Below are 17,789 nucleotides of genomic sequence, written 5' to 3' on the forward strand. Positions count from 1 at the left end.
AGTCTCCGGTTCAAACGTTGAAGACTGTACAACCGGGCCTTGAATTCAGGAGTTCACTGAATACCCACGACATCGTGCAGCGTCTGTGAGATCGCGTTGCCACTCAGGTCGGTCGCCTCCACCCGTAGCGCGACGCTCTTCGCAGTACGCGGAAGCACGAGCAACCCCTGGTACGCCGTACGCAGGTTCGCCCCCGGCACCCAGCTCCACGTCTTCCCGTCGTCGTAGCTGACGCGCACTGTGACCGCCTTGAACGCAGCAGCGGTCGGATGCGCAGAGCGCTCGTAGTACGGCGTGATGCGTAGTGGGACCACGCCACGGGGTATCTGGTTGTTCTGGTCGGTCGGCAGGTTGTAGCGCAGATACAGCAGCTTCTGCGGAGCACAGGGGTTGTCGGTCTTCGCCACGTAGTTCGCGATGCAGGTGGTGCCGCCCATGTCACCACTGGACACATGCCCCGACTGGAACGTCCACTCGCTGTGCTGCCGGGCAGAGTGCGTGTACCAGTTCAAGCGCGCCTGCGGACCAGTAGCCAGATCAGAGTCCACAGTCAGCCTGTACTGCGCTCTGCCGGGCGCCAACCGGTACGACGGCTGCCCGTCGACCGGTGGGCCGGCGGGAACCTCCTGGCCATCGCGATACAGCCGCACCGAAGCACCTTGGATCCCGAGCAACGTGGATCGCAACCGATCGGCACCGGCGTACGACGGAACCAGGGTGAGGCGATCCTCGTCGCGGCAGGCGAAGCACCAGCCGATGACGGTGGCGTTCGTCGCGCTCGCCGGGACGTCGGCCGGTCCGATCCCACGCGGCGCATCGAGCCAGCGTTCGTCCGGCATCCGGCCCGGCCGCAGGATCGTCCGTCGGTCCTCCATCGAGATCAGCGAGTAGTCGGACGACACCTGCCGGATCCATTGCTGACCGGACTCGATCGGTCCGTACACGTCCTGCCGCGTCTGCGGCATCTCGACGTACGTCACCCAGCTGAACAGGTGCCTCTCCTGCGGTGTCAGTCGCGCACCGACCCACAGCTGACCGTCCAGTGGGTTCCGTGGTCCCTGGTCCGGAGTGAAGCTGCTCGTGACGCGAGCCAGCCGGCTCTGCGGGATCCGGAAGTTCAGGTCGGCCGGAATGCTCCCCGTCCGCACCACCGCCAAGTGGTACGCCGTCGGCGTGGCCGGTGTCCCCGCGAGCGTCACCGTCACCGGACCAGCGGCCAGCAACTCCCGCAGCCGGACACCCTCCGACGCGTCGATACCGGCCACCGGCAGGTCGTCCAGCGGAGTGAACCCCGGATACCCCGCGCAGTCACCCATCTCCTGGAGCACTCCGACGGCACCGGCCTTGGCCAGCGCCTGCAACTCCGCCGGATCCAGTTCGCAGCTGTAGCCGCCGTGCATCCAAGTGAACGACATCAGCACCAGCTTGCCGCGGACCCGCTGGAGTTCGGCCGGTTCGACGGACCAGCCCACGTCCACCATGCCGAGCTTCGTCCGGACCCCCTCGAACCGGTGCAGTCCGCCGGTCGGATACCTCCGGTAGTTCGGCGTCATCGTCTCGCCCCGGCCATTCTTCGAGTCGACCGTCACCCTGATCCGCGGGGTGCCGCGGTTGGAGTCGAACCGAGTGACCAGGCTGCCCCGGGTCACGGGGGCGGTCGGCGTGACGAACAGGTCCTGATCGGTGTACTCACCGGCCGGGACATTCTCGATCAGCCAGTTTCCGCCGTCGGACGTGGTCCGGTCCAGCACCATGCCACCGCTCAGCGGCTGCGTCGGCCGGTCGACGGTCATCCCGAACGGCACCGCCTTCGCGTCGTCCAGGACGACCTCGATCGGCCCGCTCACGTCTACCTCGGGCTCGGTCAGGTAGAACTCCTGCAACCGCTGGTTCGGCAGCAGCCGGTCGTGGGCGACGTTGATCGACCAGTGTCCCGGGGCCAGCTCGAGGCGGACCGTGGCGCTCAGCCGGTCGGGAGCGACACTCAGCTCCATCCCCGGCACCTCGCTGATCGTCGAGTCGTCCACGTTCAGCGCATGCAGGGTCGCGCCCAACTGGATCGGTGCACCGGACCGGACCGTCACCTGGACCGGGAACGTCCTGCCACTGCGCCGCAACGCGATCGGCGTCCGCACCTGAAGACCGTCAGCAGTAGCCAGTACGACGCCCGTCGCCAATCCGGACCCAGCCTTGGCGGGATCCAGCGCCACGTCGGCAGTCGCCGTGCGATGAGCCGGTACGACGAGTTGCGTCGGAGCGCTCACCGCGGGACCGAGATCAGCCCCCGTCGTGGCACGCAGCGAGGTCTCCAGCCGAAGGGTCACCGGGCCGGCCGAGTCGTTGCGGTAGCCGACCTGTCGAGTGACGGCCGCCTGATCGGAGTCCAGCAACCTGCCGAAGTCCACCGCAGGATTCGTCGCGGCCACCTGCTGGCTGATCGCCCGAGCGAGGTCTACACGGCCGGCGCCTTGCTGGAAGGCGTTGTAGCCGTCGTCCTTGCTGGTGCTCATCAGAGCTGCCTTGAGCTGCGTGGCCGACCAGTCCGGATGCTCTTGGACCAGGATCGCGGCAGCCCCGGCAACGTGGGGAGTTGCCATCGACGTACCGGAAGCCGCTGTGTAGTAGTCGTCCAGCGGGCTGCCCATCGACGTACCGGCAGCGCGGGCCGCGACGATGTCGGAGCCGGGTCCGGCGATGTCGGGCTTGTCCACGCGGTCGGCGTACGGGAGCGGACCCCGGCTCGAGTACGACGCCAGGTGGTCCTGCTTGTCCACTGAAGCCACAGTCAGGGCAGCAGCGGCGACGCCAGGACTGGAGATGCTGGAGTCCTTACCCTCGTTGCCTGCGGCCACTACAAAGAGTGCGCCGGTCTGTGCGGTCAGCCGTTCGATCGCGAGCGCACCTGGGTCCTGCGCCTCGTCCACCGGCGCCTGGCCGCCCAGGCTGAGGCTGATCACCTTGGCTCCTGCTGCCGCGGCCCACTCCATCCCGGCGATCACGTCGGACTCCAGGCCGTTGCCGGTGTGGTCGAGCACCTTGCCGACCATCAGCTGGATGCCTGGCGCGACGCCCTTGTACTTGCCGCCCGAGGCCGCGCCGGATCCGGTGAGGATCGACGCGACGTGCGTGCCGTGGCCGTACCCGTCCGCGAGATCCGAGTCGGGCGTGAAGTTCTTCGACAGCGTCACCCGGCCCTTGAGATCAGGGTGGTTCTGGTCGATGCCGGTGTCGAGGACAGCCAGCTTGACGCCACTCCCGTCGTACCCGGCGGCCCAGGCCTGCGGTGCGCCGATCATCGGCACGCTCTGGTCGAGCACAGCGTGCACCTTGCGGTCGAGCCAGACTTTGCTCACTCCACGTTGCAGTGAACGAGCAGCGGTGATCCGGGTGCCTTGGCTGATCGCGGCCCAGAAGGATCCGGCCTGGTCCTTGGGTACCTCGGCCGCGGTCGCGTGCAGGCTGCCCAGCTCAGCCGTGGGCGCCACGCCAGGCACAGCATCTGCAGTATTGCGGACCTTGGCGGCAGGTACTGACCCCGCGAGCTGGGTGATCAACGGCAGCTTGTCAGTTTCGCCGTCGGTGTATCCGTTCGCCACCAGGTAGCCGACGTCGAACAGCGTTGGGTCCAGCACGCCTGCTGCCAGGTAGGGAGTCGCATCCCGCGGTACTGCGAGGGTGCGCCCGCGGGTCTCGGTCACGCGGACGTAGCCCCGGCTGCCATCAGCCCTGGTCGCAGGTTCGGCCGCGAGCTGCGTGCCATTGTCACCTGGGCTCAGCCGCACTTTGTCGCCGGTTACCAGCGTCACTGTCGTAGGCCTGGTGACGACAGGGAGTCCGTCCACTGCAGAGCTGACTGGCGGCAAAGCTGCAGACGTTGTCGAGCCAGCGACTGCTATCAATGCGGTACAGAGGACGATCGTGACGGCGCTACGAGGCATGGGCGGCTCCTCTCGACGACGAGCCGGCTGGGTGGAACGGCGGCCCGGCTCCAGCCGAGACTCCCCGAGCACCTCCAACGCTGTAAAGAAGTTCGCAAGACCGGTCTAGGCCATTGACCGTAATCGGTCATAGCCTGGCCCGATGCTGGAGAGTCTGGGGATCGGGCCCGCCGAGGAGGAGCTGTACGCCGATCTGCTCGCCAACCCCGGCAGCACGGCCGGCGAGTTGGCCGGCCGGCACCCGGATCTCCCCGAGGTGCTGGCTGCGCTGCGGGCCGGCCGGCTGATCCGCGAGGACGGCGGCCTGTTCTCGGCGGTCCCGCCGGCCCTGGTCCTGCAGACCGCGCTGGACGCCCGGCGGCTGGAACTCGAACGGTCCGCCGCCCGGATCCGCGAGCTCGATCAGTTGCACAGGGCAACTGCCGATCCGGCCCGCCGCGCGCCGGTCGAGGTGGTGCCGGGCGACGAGGCGCACGAGCGGCTGAGCCAGCTGCTCGCCGCGACCCGGTACGAACTGCGCGCGCTCGACACCCCGCCGTACGGGAAGGCGCTGGAGCCGGTCGACGCCCAGCCCGCGGTGCTGTCGATGGCGCGGGGGGTGCGGCAGCGGATCGTCTACAACCGTGCCGCGGTCGAGGAGCAGGGGCTGGCGACCATGCACCCGTCGCTGGCGGCCGGCGAGGAGGCCCGGGTGGTCGGCGACGTGCCGCTGCGGCTGTCGATCTTCGACGACCGCTGCGCCGCCCTGCCGGTGCAGACCGGCCGTGCCCAGACCGCAGGACTGCTCGTGGTGTCGCAAAGCAGCCTGCTGGATGCATTGATCGCGTTGTTCGAGCGGGTCTGGGAGAGCGCGCTGCCGCTGATCCTGGACGAGACGACGACCGCCGACGGCGATCCCGACGACGAGCGGACCCTGATCGCGCTGCTGGCCGCCGGGATGGGGGATCAGGCGATCGCGCGGCAGCTCGGGGTCAGCCTGCGGACGGTCGGCCGGCGGATCCAGCGGGTGCAGAACGAACTGCAGGCCGCGACCCGGTTCCAGGCCGGCGTCGCGGTCGGGATCCAGCTGGTGGAACAGGGCCGTATCCAAGGGCCGAAAAGGGTTTGACGGGCCCCTCCGCGACGAGCCTAGGCTTGCTGGATACGCCTGGTCAGGTGCTCACTCAAACGCTGCTCTGTCCTTTTCAAAAGCCCTTAATCTATGCCTTCTTTGGGACGTCATGTCGCTGCGCCTCATTCCCTTTGCCGACCCGGGTGTTCCCGATACCCGGTCCGGTCTCCGACTCATCCTCTGGCTCGAGCATCAGCAATTGCGCGGACAGGCCGTCGCGGTCTGCTGGGGCCTGCTCTACTTCGGCGGCATCGCCGCCGCGCCGGTCGCGGTCGGCCTCGCCGTCCAGGCCGTGATCGACAAGTCCTGGTCCCACCTGCTGCTGGCCGGCCTGCTGCTGCTCGGGATGGGCGCGGCCAAGGCCGGCGCCGACTCGTTCTTCCACCGGGCAGTGGTGACCAACTGGATCTGTACGGCGTCCCGCATCCAGCAGCTGATCTCGCGGAAGGCCGCCGAACTCGGCTCGATGCTGACCCGGCGGATCGCGGCCGGCGAGGTGGTCGCGGTGAGCAGCGGCGACGTCGAGAAGATCGGCTGGTTCGTCGAGGTGCTCGGCCGCTTCGCGGCGGCCCTGCTGACCTGTTTCGCCGTGGTGATCGGCCTGCTCTTCTACGAACCCAGGCTCGGCCTGATCGTCGTGATCGCCATCCCGATCCTGGCGTTCTCGATCGTGCCGTTGATGGGTCCGGCCGAGCGCCGGGCCGACCAGCAGCGCGCCAAGGGCGGCCGGGCCACTGAGCTTGCGGCCGACACCGTTGCGGGTCTGCGCGTACTGCGAGGCATCGGTGGCGAGCAACTGTTCCTGGACCGCTACCGCGAAGCCTCGCAGGAGTACAGGTCGAGCGCGGTTCGCTCGGCTCGCATGTGGTCGCTGATCGCAGCCCTGCAGGTGCTGTTGTTCGGCCTGTTCCTGGTGCTGATCGTCTGGTTCGGCGTCAACTACGTGACGAGCGGCCGGATCAGCGTCGGCGAGCTCGTCACGACGTACGGGTTCGTCACGTTCATGCTGGTGCCCTTGCAGACGTTCGAAGAGACGGCGAGCGCGTTCATCTTCTCGAAGGTGTCCGCACGTCGTGCTGCGCGGGTGTTGTCGCTGCAGCGCACCGACGACAACGCGGGGACCATCGAGCCGCAGGTGCCGACCGGCGACCTATACGACCCGGTCACTGGTCTGTCTATCAAAGCAGGGACATTCACTGCCGTGGTCTGTGGCAACCCGGACGCCAGTGGCCGGCTAGCTGACCGACTTGGTGGTCACAGCCCGGATGCTGAAGCAGGGCAGGCTTCTGTGCTGCTCGGTGGAGTAGCGATGGACGAGTTGCCGCTGGACTCGGCACGGACCGCAGTGCTCGTGCAGGACAAGGACCCGGTGCTGCTGTCCGGGACGGTGCGGGACCTGTTCGACGTACCGTCCAGTGGAGTTGTCTCGGTTGAAGCAGCGCTCGATGCTGCTCAGTGCGAAGACATTCTGGACGTACTACGCCAGTCGCTGCCGGACGGTGGCACGGACGCAACCCTGGCCGTGCTGACCGAGCGCGGTAGGTCTCTGTCCGGCGGACAGCGCCAGCGAGTCGCACTGGCCCGCTCGCTGTACGTAGACCCGGCCCTGCTCGTGCTGGACGAACCGACCAGTGCAGTGGACGCGCACACCGAAGCGCGGATCGCTGACAGCCTGCGGTTGCTGCGTACTGGACGGACCACTGTGGTGTTCACGTCCAGCCCGCTGATGCTGGACCGCGCAGAGCAGGTCGTGTTCGTGCCGGACGGTCACGTCGAAGCCGTGGGTACTCACCACGAACTCATCAACACCAACACCAACTACCGCGCGGTCGTCACGCGTGAAGACGAGCCAACCCTCGAGGAGTCGGCGTGAAGCGCCCTGAGTACGACCCGGCAGCGCCGCAGGAAGCTGCGCGCCTGCCGGTGGGCGGCACCGCGACGGTGCGCGCCTACCTGAAGACCCTGTTCAAACGGCACCGTCGTGCGTTCGGCTGGCTGACCCTGGTCAACGCGGTGGCGGCACTGAGCGGCATGGTCGGACCTTGGCTGCTCGGCAACGTGGTGGAGAAGCTGTCCCAGGGCAAGACGGACGTAGACCTTCCGTACGTCGTACTCGGCTTCGTCTGCGCCCTCGCCGTACAGACCGTGTTCGTGCGGCTCACCCGGCTCCGCGGTGCGGTGCTGGGCGAGGAGATGCTGGCCGACCTGCGGGAGGACTTCTTGGTGCGCGCAGTCGCGTTGCCACCGGGTGTGCTCGAGCGGGCCGGTACCGGTGACCTGCTGTCGCGCATCACCACGGACGTCGACCGCCTCTCGCACGCCATGCGCGACGCGGTTCCACAGCTCACCATCGCGGTGATCTGGGCCGGCCTGCTGATCGGTGCACTGGTGGTGACCGCTCCTGAGTTGGCGGTCGCAGTGGTGATCGCGGCACCGATCCTGATCATCGGTGGCCGCTGGTACTTCCGCCGTGCGCCATCGGCGTACCGGTCGGAGGCGGCCGGCTACGCATCGGTCGCCTCGGCACTGGCCGAGACCGTGGACGCCGGCCGGACCGTCGAGTCGTTCCGGCTCGGTGACCGCCGGATCAAGCTCGGTGACAAGCGGATCGGCCAGTGGGTCGCCTGGGAGCGCTACACGCTCTACCTGCGGATGATCCTGTTCCCGGTGATCAACATGACGCACACGGTCGCGCTGGCCGCAGTACTGATGATCGGTGGCGGTCTGGCGATCGAGGGCTGGATCACCGTCGGTGCACTGACCACCGGTGCGCTCTACATCCAGATGCTGATCGAGCCGGTCAACATGATGATCCGCTGGTACGACGAGTTGCAGGTGGCCCAGGTCTCGCTCGCGCGGCTGGTCGGCGTGCGCGAGGTCGAGGCGGCCGCGACCGGCGACGACACCGAGCCGGACGGGCGGACCGTGCTCGCCGACGAGGTGCGCTTCGGCTACCTCGAAGGACGCGACGTGCTGCACGGGGTCACGCTGACTGTCGAGCCAGGAGCACGTGTCGCGCTCGTAGGCCCTTCTGGTGCAGGGAAATCAACGCTCGGCCGGTTACTTGCGGGGATCTACTCACCGCGGGTCGGCGACATCACCTTGGGTGGCGCCGCGCTCGACCGGATGTCGGCCGAGCAGGTTCGCAGCCACGTTGCACTGGTCAACCAGGAGCACCACGTGTTCGTGGGCAGCGTTCGCGACAACCTGCGGCTGGCTCGGCCTGCTGCGAGTGACGCGGAGCTGTGGACGGCGCTGCGCTCAGTGGACGCGCATGCGTGGGTGGCTGGGTTCGAGCAGGGTCTCGACACTGAGGTCGGTTCGGGTGGAGTGTCGCTGACTCCTGCTCAGGCACAGCAGGTGGCACTCGCGAGGCTTGTGCTGGCGGACCCGCACACGTTGGTGCTCGACGAGGCGACCTCGTTGATGGACCCGCGAGCGGCACGGCATCTGGAGCGCTCGCTGGCCGGCGTACTGGAAGGCCGGACCGTGGTCGCGATCGCGCACCGGCTGCACACCGCGCACGACGCCGATGTGATCGCCGTGGTCGAGGACGGTCGCATCGTCGAGCTGGGCGGCCACGACGAACTGGTCGATGCCGAAGGCCCCTACGCGGCGCTGTGGCACTCCTGGCACGGTGAGCGTTGACGGTGAGCGTTGACGGTGAGCGTTGACCTCGCGCCGATGAAAGACTGACGACGTGCTGACAACGTTGCTTTCGCTGCCCACCGTGATGGCCTTCGACGTGGACGGCGAGGGCCGGCTCCTGATCGGGTACGACGGGAGCGGCATCCGGCAACTGCATGAGATCGGCCCGGACGGTAGTTGGCGAACGCTCACCGAGCTCGCCGACACCGTCCGGGAGGCCCGGTACATCCCGGGCGCCCGCCAGGCGGTGATCGAGCACGACGCCGGCGGCAACGAGCGTGGTCAGCTGTCTGTGCTTGATCTCGAGGCGGACGGCCTGCCGGAGCTCGTCGAGTTGGTCTACGACCCGGACTACGTTCACCACCTGGTCGATGTGAACGCGGACCGCGTGCTGTTCACCACCAACCGGCGGAACGACGTCGACTTCGACCTGGTCGCCCGGGAACTGAAGACCGGGACCGACACCGTGCTGTACGACGGTGGTGGCTACCTGAGCTCGGTCACCGCATCACCGGACGACCGCTGGGTGCTCATCCTGATGTTCGGCGGGCCGGCCAACTCGGTCCAACTGCTGCTGGTCGAGGTCGCCACCGGCGTCGTCACCGAGCTGACCGCCTTCGAGGACCCGATCCACCAGACAGCTCCGTCCTGGCTGCCCGACTCATCCGGCTTCCTCATCTCCACTGATGTCGACCGCGACCGCCACGCCCTCCGCCGCTACCACCTCGCAAAAACACAAGAGAAGGAAAACAACCCCTCGCTTCGCTCGGGGGATGGGAGTGGAGCCTCGCTTCGCTCGGGGGACGGCAGTGGAGCCTCGCTTCGCTCGGGGGATGGGAGTGGAGCCTCGCTTCGCTCGGGGGGTGAGGGTGGGACCGGTGAGTGGAGTGATTTGTTGGTGGATGACGGGTGTGATCTGGCGGGGTGGGTTTGTCCGGATGGGGAGCAGTTGCTGGTTGGTAGGAGTGAGGATGGGGAGGTCTCGCTGGCGCTGCACAGACTGAGCGATGGGGCTCTGCTGACACCGCTCGCGTTGCCCGCCGGCGGGATCGCTGCCAGGCACCAGGTGGCCCGGGACCCGCTCTGGTCCGCGGACGGCAGCTATGCGGTGATCAACTACACCTCGCCGGTCCAGCCGCTCCAGGTGGTCCGCTACACACGGGAGACGGGCGAGCTGTTGCCTGTCGAAGTGCCCGACTTGCCCGAGCTTCCGGCTGGCCTCTCGCACCCAGAGAGCCATCGCATCCCGACTCCGGACGGAGAGGAGGTGCCTGCGTTCGTCTTCCGCCCCGCCGACGGTGGTGACGGCTCAGCCGTCATCTACATCCACGGCGGTCCCGAAGCCGCATCGATGCGCGTCTGGAACCCGGTAGTGACCGGACTCGTCGAGGCCGGCCACACCGTCGTCGTACCGAACGTGCGTGGCTCAGCGGCGTACGGGAAGCGCTGGTACTCCCTCGACGACAAGACCTTGCGACTGGACTCGGTGGCCGACCTCGCGGCCATCCACGCGTGGTTGCCGACCATCGGGGTGGACCAGAGCCGGGTGGCGCTCTACGGCGGCTCGTACGGCGGTTACATGGTGCTCGCCGGTCTCGCGTTCCAGCCGGCGCTGTGGGCGGCCGGTGTCGACATCGTCGGGATCGCTTCGCTGGTCACCTTCCTGGAGAACACCTCCGACTACCGGCGGGCCGTCCGCGAACGCGAGTACGGCTCGCTGACCGACGACCGGGAATTCCTCGAACTGGCCAGCCCGCTCAACCGGGTCGACGACATCCGGGCGCCGCTGTTCGTCATCCATGGCGCCAACGACCCGCGGGTGCCGCTGTCCGAGGCCGAGCAGATCGCCGAAGCCCTGGCCAAGCGCGACATCCCCTGCCAGCTCCTCGTCTACGCCGACGAAGGCCACGGCCTCGCCAAACTCCACAACCGCCTCGACGCCTATCCGCAGGCGCTCGCGTTCCTCGCCAAGCACCTGGCGCCCTGAGCCGGACGTTCGTGTCAGGGCGCTAACGAAGCGCGGGGAGTAGCGGGATCAGGCTGGTTCCTTCGAGCCGGACCGGGAGGCCGAGCGGGACGGCGAGGTTGAGTTCGGCGTGGCCGATCGCGACGCCTTCGAGCATCGGTACGCCGAGCGGCACGAGTCGCTCGCGGATCACCTCGGCGACCAGGTCGGCGTTGTCGGAGTCGGTGAAGTCGCCGATCACCAGGCCGCTGACCTGGTCGAACCAGCCGGACCTCAGCAGCTGGGTGAGCAGCCGGTCGACCCGGTAGCTCTGCTCACCGACGTCCTCCAGTACGACGATCCCGGCCGGTTGCGCGAAGGTCGGCGTACCGATGCTGGCGGCCAGGAGAGCCAGGTTGCCGCCGAGCAACCGGCCTTTCGCAGTACCGGGGACTACTGACCGAGCGCCGGCCGGGGCGAGCAGGTCGGTCACCGATTCGGGGGTGAAGAGCAGGTCGCGCAGACGGTCGCGGCCTTGTTCGGATCCGAGTTGCTCGACGGCGGCCGCCATCGGTCCGTGGATCGTGACGAGACCGCGAGCGTTCAGGACCTCGTGCAGGGCGGTGATGTCGCTGAAGCCGACCAGGATCTTCTCGACCGCAGCCAGTTCGTCCAGGTCCAGGTGCTCGAGCGTGCGCTGCACGCCGTACCCGCCGCGGCCGCAGAAGACCGCCTTGAAGTCGGGCTCGAGCCATGCCGTCCGGAGATCCGCTGCCCGAGCGGTGTCCTCCGACGCCAGGTAGCGCAGCTTGTCGTGCTGCCCGAGAACGGACGGCATCACCTCGACCTCGAGCCCCCAGTCATGCAGGTACTTGAGCCCGATCTCCAGCCGGTCGACCTGAATCGGCCCGGCCGGCGCCACCACCGCAACGCGATCCCCGGCCGTCAGGCGCGCCGGTCTCCTCACCTCAGTCACCGGGCGACGGTATCTCCTACCAATCGACCTTCACACTGCTGGTCCTGGTGACGCCGTTGACGGTGACTGTGAGATCCGCTGTGCCGGGGCGGAGAGCGGTCAACTGACCGGTGGCGGGGTCGAAGGAGGCGACGGACCAGAAGGGGGCCGTGGCGGCCGGGCCGATGTGCAGGAAGGGGGAGCCTGACCAGTCCGCTGAGACCGGGAACGAGACCGGAACGCGACGGTCCTCCTGTACTACGGTCGCCGCGGCCGGCGCAGTCTGACCGCGGCGGAGGCTGGTCGGGGCGGCGAGTTCGAGGGAGTCCACATGCGGGCGGAGTTCGACCTGGAACCAGGAGCGCTCCGGCGCCGACCAGTTCCGCTGGGCCGCAGCAGCCGGGCGGGCAGACGGGTCGATCCCGACCAGCGCCCAACCGGTGAACCCACCCGCGTCGGGTGCGGCCGCCGGGCTCTTGCCCGAGTTGCCGGTCAGCGGCAGCAGTACGCCGTCCGTCCGGGTCGCCGCGAACGTTCCCGCGTGCGCTGCCATGTACGCCGCACCCTTGCCGGTCGATGCGCGGAAGCCGGCCAGCCAGCGCACCAGCAACTCGGCCTCCTTGCGGTCACCGAGCTGCGAGTTCTGCGTCGGTGAGGGGTCGTCGATCGGGTGGTGCGCCATCACCACGACATTGCGGATCGACGGGTTCGTCGCCGCGTCGTCCAGCTGCCGGCGCAGGTCGAGGATCTGGTCGAACCCGCCCGCCCGGAGCGACCCGAGCGACGAGTCACGCAGGATGAACCGGGTTCCCTTGTGGTCGAAGGTGCTCGTCGGCGCGCCGAAAACCTTGGTCCATTCGGACAGGTCGCCCGGGCCGTAGCTCTCGTGGTTGCCCGGGACGTAGTGCACCGGCACCTGGCCGGCGACCTCCTCGTCGATGATCTTCTTGGCCAGCGCGATGTCGTTCGCGAAGCCTCGGTCGACGAAATCGCCGTTGATCACCAGGAAGTCCGGGTGCTGCGCAAGCGCCTCGCGGATCGTCCGGCGGGCCTGGTGCACGTAGTCCGACTCGGGGTCGTCCGCGGTGAATTGCGCGTCGGACATCACCGCGAACTTCCAGCGCCCGCCCGAGATCAGCCCGTCGGTGACCACCATCGGGTCGATCACCTTGGCCGGCGGCGCCACCGTCACCGGCGGCGCACCACGGACGGTGAGATCGTCGATCACGATGCGGCCCGAGTACTGCCGGGTCGGCACGGTCTCGACCACATAGATCCGCCAGAACCGCAGCGGCATCGTCAGCCCCGGCGGGATGGTTGCCTCGACGTACTTCCAGCCGGTCCAATCCACCGTCGCCGCAAGGTTCAAGGTCTGCGCCGATCCACCCGCGCCGTCATAGGCGTTCGCCCGCAGCCAAGCACCCTTGCCATCGCCGTAGACCCACGCGCCGAGCTTCTGCGGCTGCCCGGGCAACGTCTGCTGCGGAGTTTGCGACAGGTACGCCGCCCGCGTCGCCGTGCTCCCCGTCAGCGAGTAGTCCAGCGCGATCGCCTGTCCACCATCGTGGCCCTCGGCAACAGATCTCGAGGCGGTAGCAGCACCAACCGGTACGGCGTTCGCCTGCCATTTAGCGGGATCGTCGACCTCGTCCACCACCTGGCTGGTGAGACCGGCCGTGACACTGAGCTGAGTCGTCAGACTGCCGACCTTCGCGGTGACGACCGTCGACACCGCATCCGCTCCGACCGCAGTCACGTCGAACCCATTGCCTCGGGCAACCACATTGATCAGGGCCGGGTCGTAGGTCAGCTTGACGTCGCGCGGCTCGATCCAGGTGGAGAAGCCGTCCGCGTCGAAGCCGTTGACCGTGAAGGAGCCTTTGGAGGTTGCGTCCGGCAACGACACCTGGCGGGTCGACGGCGCCAGGCGGATCGGCGTACCGAGGACTGTCATCGGGAAGCGACCGCGGGCTTGGCCTTTCGCCGCGGTGACGATGGCATCGCCGGCCCGCTGACCGGTCACGACGCCTTGGTTGGTGACCCGCGCATTGCTTCCCACCGACCAGTACGGCGTACCGCTGGCCGGCGCGTAGGTCTCGTCATAGCCGCGAGCGGTGAGGACGCGACTGAAGCCGGTCAGCACGCGGGAGCTCTTCGAGATGTCGGTGTCGGGCGACTCGGCCGCAGTACCGGCGGCTTCGATCTGGAAGCCGGTGAGCTTGCCGGATCCCTTGCTGGGAACGAGCCCGAGGCCGTTCGGGACCAGGCGTTCGCCACCGTCGGACGGGTTGTTGACCACTGCGGGATTCTGTTCACCCGGTGAGCGGGCGAGCATCGTCGACGAGCCGCCGCCGTCCAGGTTGAGGACGTCGTCGGCACCGAGGTCGACCATCAGCCGGCCCATCTCCTTGAGCGACAGGCCGCGCGATCCGGTCGCCCGGCCGTCCACGGTGAGCAGGACCATCCGGCGGCCGTTGTCGGTGAACCCGACCGCGGTCCGAGGCGCCAGGTCGGCGTCCGGTACGTCGTCGAGCACCTTGCCGTCGCGGGCGAGCTGGACGTTGCCGCTGATCCCGACCGCGATGTCGGCGGCGTCGGAGCGCGGACCGTACTGGATCTCGACCTTGTCACCGAGTTCGAAGGCGGCCAGGGCGGTCGCGCCGCTGTCGCGGCCGATCAGAGCCAGTTCGTTGGCCGCGAGCGGCGTCGTACCGGGAGTCGTGGTGGACGAGACGACGACGTTGTCGCGGAGGATCACCTCGCGGACCGCCGGGAGGCCGTCGACCGTGCGGGTACGCGGGGCGTCGCCCCATTCGGGGGTGTAGAGACCGATGCCGTTCGCGTCGACCGTCGGTGAGTTGAGGTTGCTGAGGTCGAGCTTGGTGGCGTCGTCGTCGGTGGCGGTACCTTGCAGGAAGACCTGGGCGATCTTGCCGAGACCGTCCTTGCCGATGACGGCGGTGTCGTTGTGGCCGGCCGCCGGGGCGTTGATCAGCCGGCCGTTGTTCTCGATGCCGACGCCGAGCGGAGCGGTCGTGTCGTTGATGTCGAAGAAGTCGCCGTTGACGCCGGCGATCGCGCCCTTGCGAGCGAGCTGCTGGCTGAGCGGCTGACCGCCGGAGACCTTGCCGGTGTTCACGTAGTCGACAGTCACGCCGTGCTTGTCGAGATCCGCGACCAGGAAGTCACCGCGCAACCAGCCACGGGCGTCGAGGCGCTCGAAGGCGGTGTAGTTCACGCCGGGCGCGACCGGGCTGTCCTGGCGGCTGGTGACGAGACCTTCGCCGGCCGGAGCGATCGCGACATCGGCGACATCGGTGGCCGCTGACGACTGCCGGAATGCCTCGACGGGCGCGGGCGAGGGGTGGGCCAGAGCCGGGGTGAAGACGGTGGTGACCAGCAGACCACCGGCCAGCATGCTGACCGCCGTACGCCGGGTCGTCCCCCCGCCGCCTACCCACGGCCGCGGTACTGAGCTTTTTGATGGGCGGAACACAGGGGCCTCCTCGGCGTGGACGGACGTGGCCATCCGACGCCGAGAGCCCTACCGCCCCGTGAGGCGCAGGTGTACGCCGAACGACCGACCGGTGACAAAGTAACGTCTCCGGTCGGTCTTCGGAAGATTATTGTCCACATTCGGTCCGGACGGCACCGCAGTCCGGAGAAGGAGGGATCAGTCGAGGGCGACGGGACGGCCGGCCGACTCCCAGGCCTGCATGCCGCCGTCGAAGTTGACCGCGTCCCGGCCCTGCGAGGCGAGGAACTGGGTCGCCATCGAGGACCGGCCGCCGACGGCGCAGACGCAGAGCACCTTCTGGTCCAGCGGCACCTCGCCGACCCGCTCCTGCAGCTGGCCGAGCGGGATGTGGGTCGCGCCCTCGATGTGGCCGCGGTTCCACTCGTCCGGCTCCCGGACGTCGAGGACGAACGCCTCGGCCAGCAGCTCGTCGTCCAGGTCGGCCACACCTACGGCAGGAATCTCCGGGTTCATCCCCCGATCATCGCAGCCCGCCCAACCGGAGCGCGCCCGGCCTGCTACTTGAGGAGTTTGGAGAGCCTGCGGTCGGCGAGTGGTTTGCCGCCGGTCTGGCAGGTCGCGCAGTACTGCAGGGAGGAGTCGGCGAAGCTGACCTCGCGGACGATGTCGCCGCAGACCGGGCACTTCTGACCCTTCCGGCCGTGCACCCGCAGCCCGCTCTTCTTCTCGGACTTCAGATCCTGCGCGGCCAGGCCCTTGGAGCGTTCGACCGCGTCGGTCAGGGTCTCCCGCATGGCGTTGTAGAGCACCTCGATCTCGTCCGCGCTCAGATTGGAGGCGGGTTTGAACGGGCTCATCTTCGCGACGTGCAGGATCTCGTCGGAGTACGCGTTGCCGATCCCGGCGATCACGCCCTGGTTCCGCAGGACTCCCTTCAGCTGGACCCGGCCCTGCTGCTTGAGGATCTCGCCGAACTGCTCAGCGGTAAGCGTGAACGGATCCGGCCCGAGCCGCGCGATCCCCGGCACCTCGGCCGGATCGCGGACCACATAGACGGCGAGCTTCTTCTGCGTGCCCGCCTCGGTCAGGTCGAACCCGGAGCCGTCGTCCAGGACGGTCCGGAGCGCGATCGGGCCCTTGCCGGGCCGGACCAGTCCGGTCGACTGCTCCTCCCGCCAGCGCAGCCAGCCCGCCCGGGCCAGGTGGATGACGAGGTGGACGCCCTGCGCGGAGATGTCCAGGAACTTCCCGTGCCGCTGCACGTCGTCGATCAGCAGGCCCACCAGCGACGAGATCGGCGGGTCGTAGGTCTTCAGCGCGGAGATCGCGGTGATGTCGGCACGCACGAACGCCCGCTCGACGGCACGTTCCCGCAGGAACCCCGCCAGCGATTCGACTTCCGGCAACTCGGGCACTCCCCCAGTGTGCCGCACCCCACCGACAACTTCCGGAAAAGCAAGGGAAGGAAAGCAAAGGAAGGAAGGCGTGGGGGGAGGTCGGGGACGAGTTCGGGTGGATCACCCATACGGAGTGGTTGCGGGGAGCGCTACCGTCTGTAGGAAGAGAGAAGGAGGGACCTGATGGGTTTCGTGAAGACATTGGTCAAGGGCGCTGTGGTGGCGAAGTTGCTGCAGGTGGCCCAGCGTGAGCTGAGCAAGCCGGAGAACCAGCGCAAGGCCAAGGAGATGTTCCAGAAGGTCCAGCAGCGCCGCAGCGCCCACTAGGCGGGCCTGATTGCCTCATCCCGGCGAGCGCCTGACGGCCCGCCGGGCGGAGGCGTGCGCGCCCACCGGCGCCAGGCGTACGGCATCGTGCCGGCGTCCGGCGGTCGGGTCAGCGGCGGACGGCCTGCAGGGTGTAGGTCGCCGCCAGGCGCTCGGGGTGTTCGGTAAGGCGCCACTCGCCGTCGGCGTCCACGGTCATTTTGCCCGGGAAGTTCTGCCACGGCGCGCTGTCGTGCTCCATCAGGCTGGTGAGCTGCATTCCGGCCTCGAACAGCGCCGTCACGATCTCGCCGAGACCGTGGTTCCAGGAGTGCGTCAGGTTGTTCGTGAACTCGGCCTCGGTCTCGACATAGGTGCCGCCGTCGTCGAAGACCATCGGCTCCGCGGTCTCGAAGTACGGGTAGTCGAGGGCCACCAGGTCACCATGGTCGCCGCCCTCGAGGGCCCACATCATCGGATGGCCCTCGCGAAGGAAGAGCCGGCCACCCGGCTTGAGCAGGCCGGCGACCGTCTGGGCCCAGCGCTCGATGCTCGGGATCCAGCAGAGCGCGCCGATCCCGGTGAAGACCAGATCGTACGACGCTGCGCCGAGGACCTCGACCGCGTCGTACACGTCGGCCTGGTGGAAGTCGATCTCGTGCCCGAGCTTGTCCGCGAACGCCTGAGCCTGGGCGATCGCTGGACCGGAGAAGTCGAGCCCGCTCATCCGCGCGCCGAGCCGAGCCAGGGAGACCGTGTCGGTGCCGATATGGCACTGGAGGTGCACGCCGCGCAGCCCGGAGATGTCACCGAGCCGCGGCCGGTCGAAGCTGACCACCTGCCCGATGAAGTCGGGGTCCTGCTCGTACTGCGCCAGCTTGTAGTCCGGCGAAGCAGCATGCGCGGCTACCCGCTCGTCCCAGCTGGCTTTGTTCACCACGCGATAGTCGTCCATCCCGCGACTCTGGCACAGCAGCCACCCATGCCGCCCCAGGTTTTACCCCTTCGGGC

At 68.3% G+C, this 17,789-nt stretch carries 11 protein-coding genes; 5 read left to right on the top strand and 6 right to left on the bottom strand.

From position 1 onward, the window contains the following. Positions 1–53: 53 nt before the first annotated feature. Complete coding sequence (locus ABZ004_RS19875; RefSeq protein ID WP_355681445.1) at positions 54–3,806, bottom strand: S8 family peptidase; 3,753 nt, start codon at positions 3,804–3,806, stop codon at positions 54–56. Between the two features lie 274 nt (positions 3,807–4,080). On the opposite strand from ABZ004_RS19875, the gene ABZ004_RS19880 reads away from it, so the two are divergent. From ABZ004_RS19880 to ABZ004_RS19895, 4 genes are all read left to right on the top strand, one after another. Beyond that, entirely contained in the window at positions 4,081–5,046 is a 966-nt protein-coding gene (locus tag ABZ004_RS19880) for a helix-turn-helix domain-containing protein (protein ID WP_355681447.1), read from the top strand. Positions 5,047–5,158: 112 nt separating this feature from the next. Continuing rightward, a complete protein-coding gene (locus ABZ004_RS19885) occupies positions 5,159–6,922 on the top strand; it encodes an ABC transporter ATP-binding protein (protein ID WP_355681449.1) in 1,764 nt (587 codons plus the stop codon). Beyond that, positions 6,919–8,697 (top strand): ABC transporter ATP-binding protein, encoded by a 1,779-nt coding sequence (locus ABZ004_RS19890; RefSeq protein ID WP_355681450.1) that lies wholly within the window; start codon positions 6,919–6,921, stop codon positions 8,695–8,697. The genes ABZ004_RS19885 and ABZ004_RS19890 overlap by 4 nt, the downstream gene beginning before the upstream one ends. A gap of 52 nt (positions 8,698–8,749) precedes the next feature. Continuing rightward, complete coding sequence (locus ABZ004_RS19895; protein ID WP_355681452.1) at positions 8,750–10,684, top strand: alpha/beta fold hydrolase; 1,935 nt, start codon at positions 8,750–8,752, stop codon at positions 10,682–10,684. A 22-nt stretch (positions 10,685–10,706) separates the two neighbouring features. On the opposite strand, the gene ABZ004_RS19900 is transcribed toward ABZ004_RS19895, so the two are convergent. From ABZ004_RS19900 to ABZ004_RS19915, 4 genes are all read right to left on the bottom strand, one after another. Next, positions 10,707–11,618 (bottom strand): LD-carboxypeptidase, encoded by a 912-nt coding sequence (locus tag ABZ004_RS19900; RefSeq protein WP_355681454.1) that lies wholly within the window; start codon positions 11,616–11,618, stop codon positions 10,707–10,709. 16 nt (positions 11,619–11,634) lie between these two features. Further along, positions 11,635–15,093, bottom strand: a complete 3,459-nt coding sequence (locus ABZ004_RS19905) for a phosphodiester glycosidase family protein (RefSeq protein ID WP_355681456.1) — start codon at positions 15,091–15,093, stop codon at positions 11,635–11,637. 177 nt (positions 15,094–15,270) lie between these two features. Continuing rightward, a complete protein-coding gene (locus ABZ004_RS19910; protein WP_355681457.1) occupies positions 15,271–15,588 on the bottom strand; it encodes a rhodanese-like domain-containing protein in 318 nt (105 codons plus the stop codon). 44 nt (positions 15,589–15,632) lie between these two features. After that, positions 15,633–16,490: a DNA-formamidopyrimidine glycosylase family protein gene (locus ABZ004_RS19915; RefSeq protein WP_355681459.1), complete on the bottom strand. Its 858-nt coding sequence runs from the start codon at positions 16,488–16,490 to the stop codon at positions 15,633–15,635. A gap of 165 nt (positions 16,491–16,655) precedes the next feature. On the opposite strand from ABZ004_RS19915, the gene ABZ004_RS19920 reads away from it, so the two are divergent. Further along, the gene (locus ABZ004_RS19920; protein ID WP_185441943.1) at positions 16,656–16,799 is read left to right on the top strand and encodes a hypothetical protein; all 144 of its coding nucleotides are present in this window, start codon (positions 16,656–16,658) and stop codon (positions 16,797–16,799) included. A gap of 109 nt (positions 16,800–16,908) precedes the next feature. On the opposite strand, the gene ABZ004_RS19925 is transcribed toward ABZ004_RS19920, so the two are convergent. Beyond that, complete coding sequence (locus ABZ004_RS19925; protein WP_355681462.1) at positions 16,909–17,733, bottom strand: class I SAM-dependent methyltransferase; 825 nt, start codon at positions 17,731–17,733, stop codon at positions 16,909–16,911. Positions 17,734–17,789: the final 56 nt, after the last annotated feature.

The organism is Kribbella sp. NPDC006257 (assembly GCF_040613535.1).
GTDB lineage: Bacteria > Actinomycetota > Actinomycetes > Propionibacteriales > Kribbellaceae > Kribbella.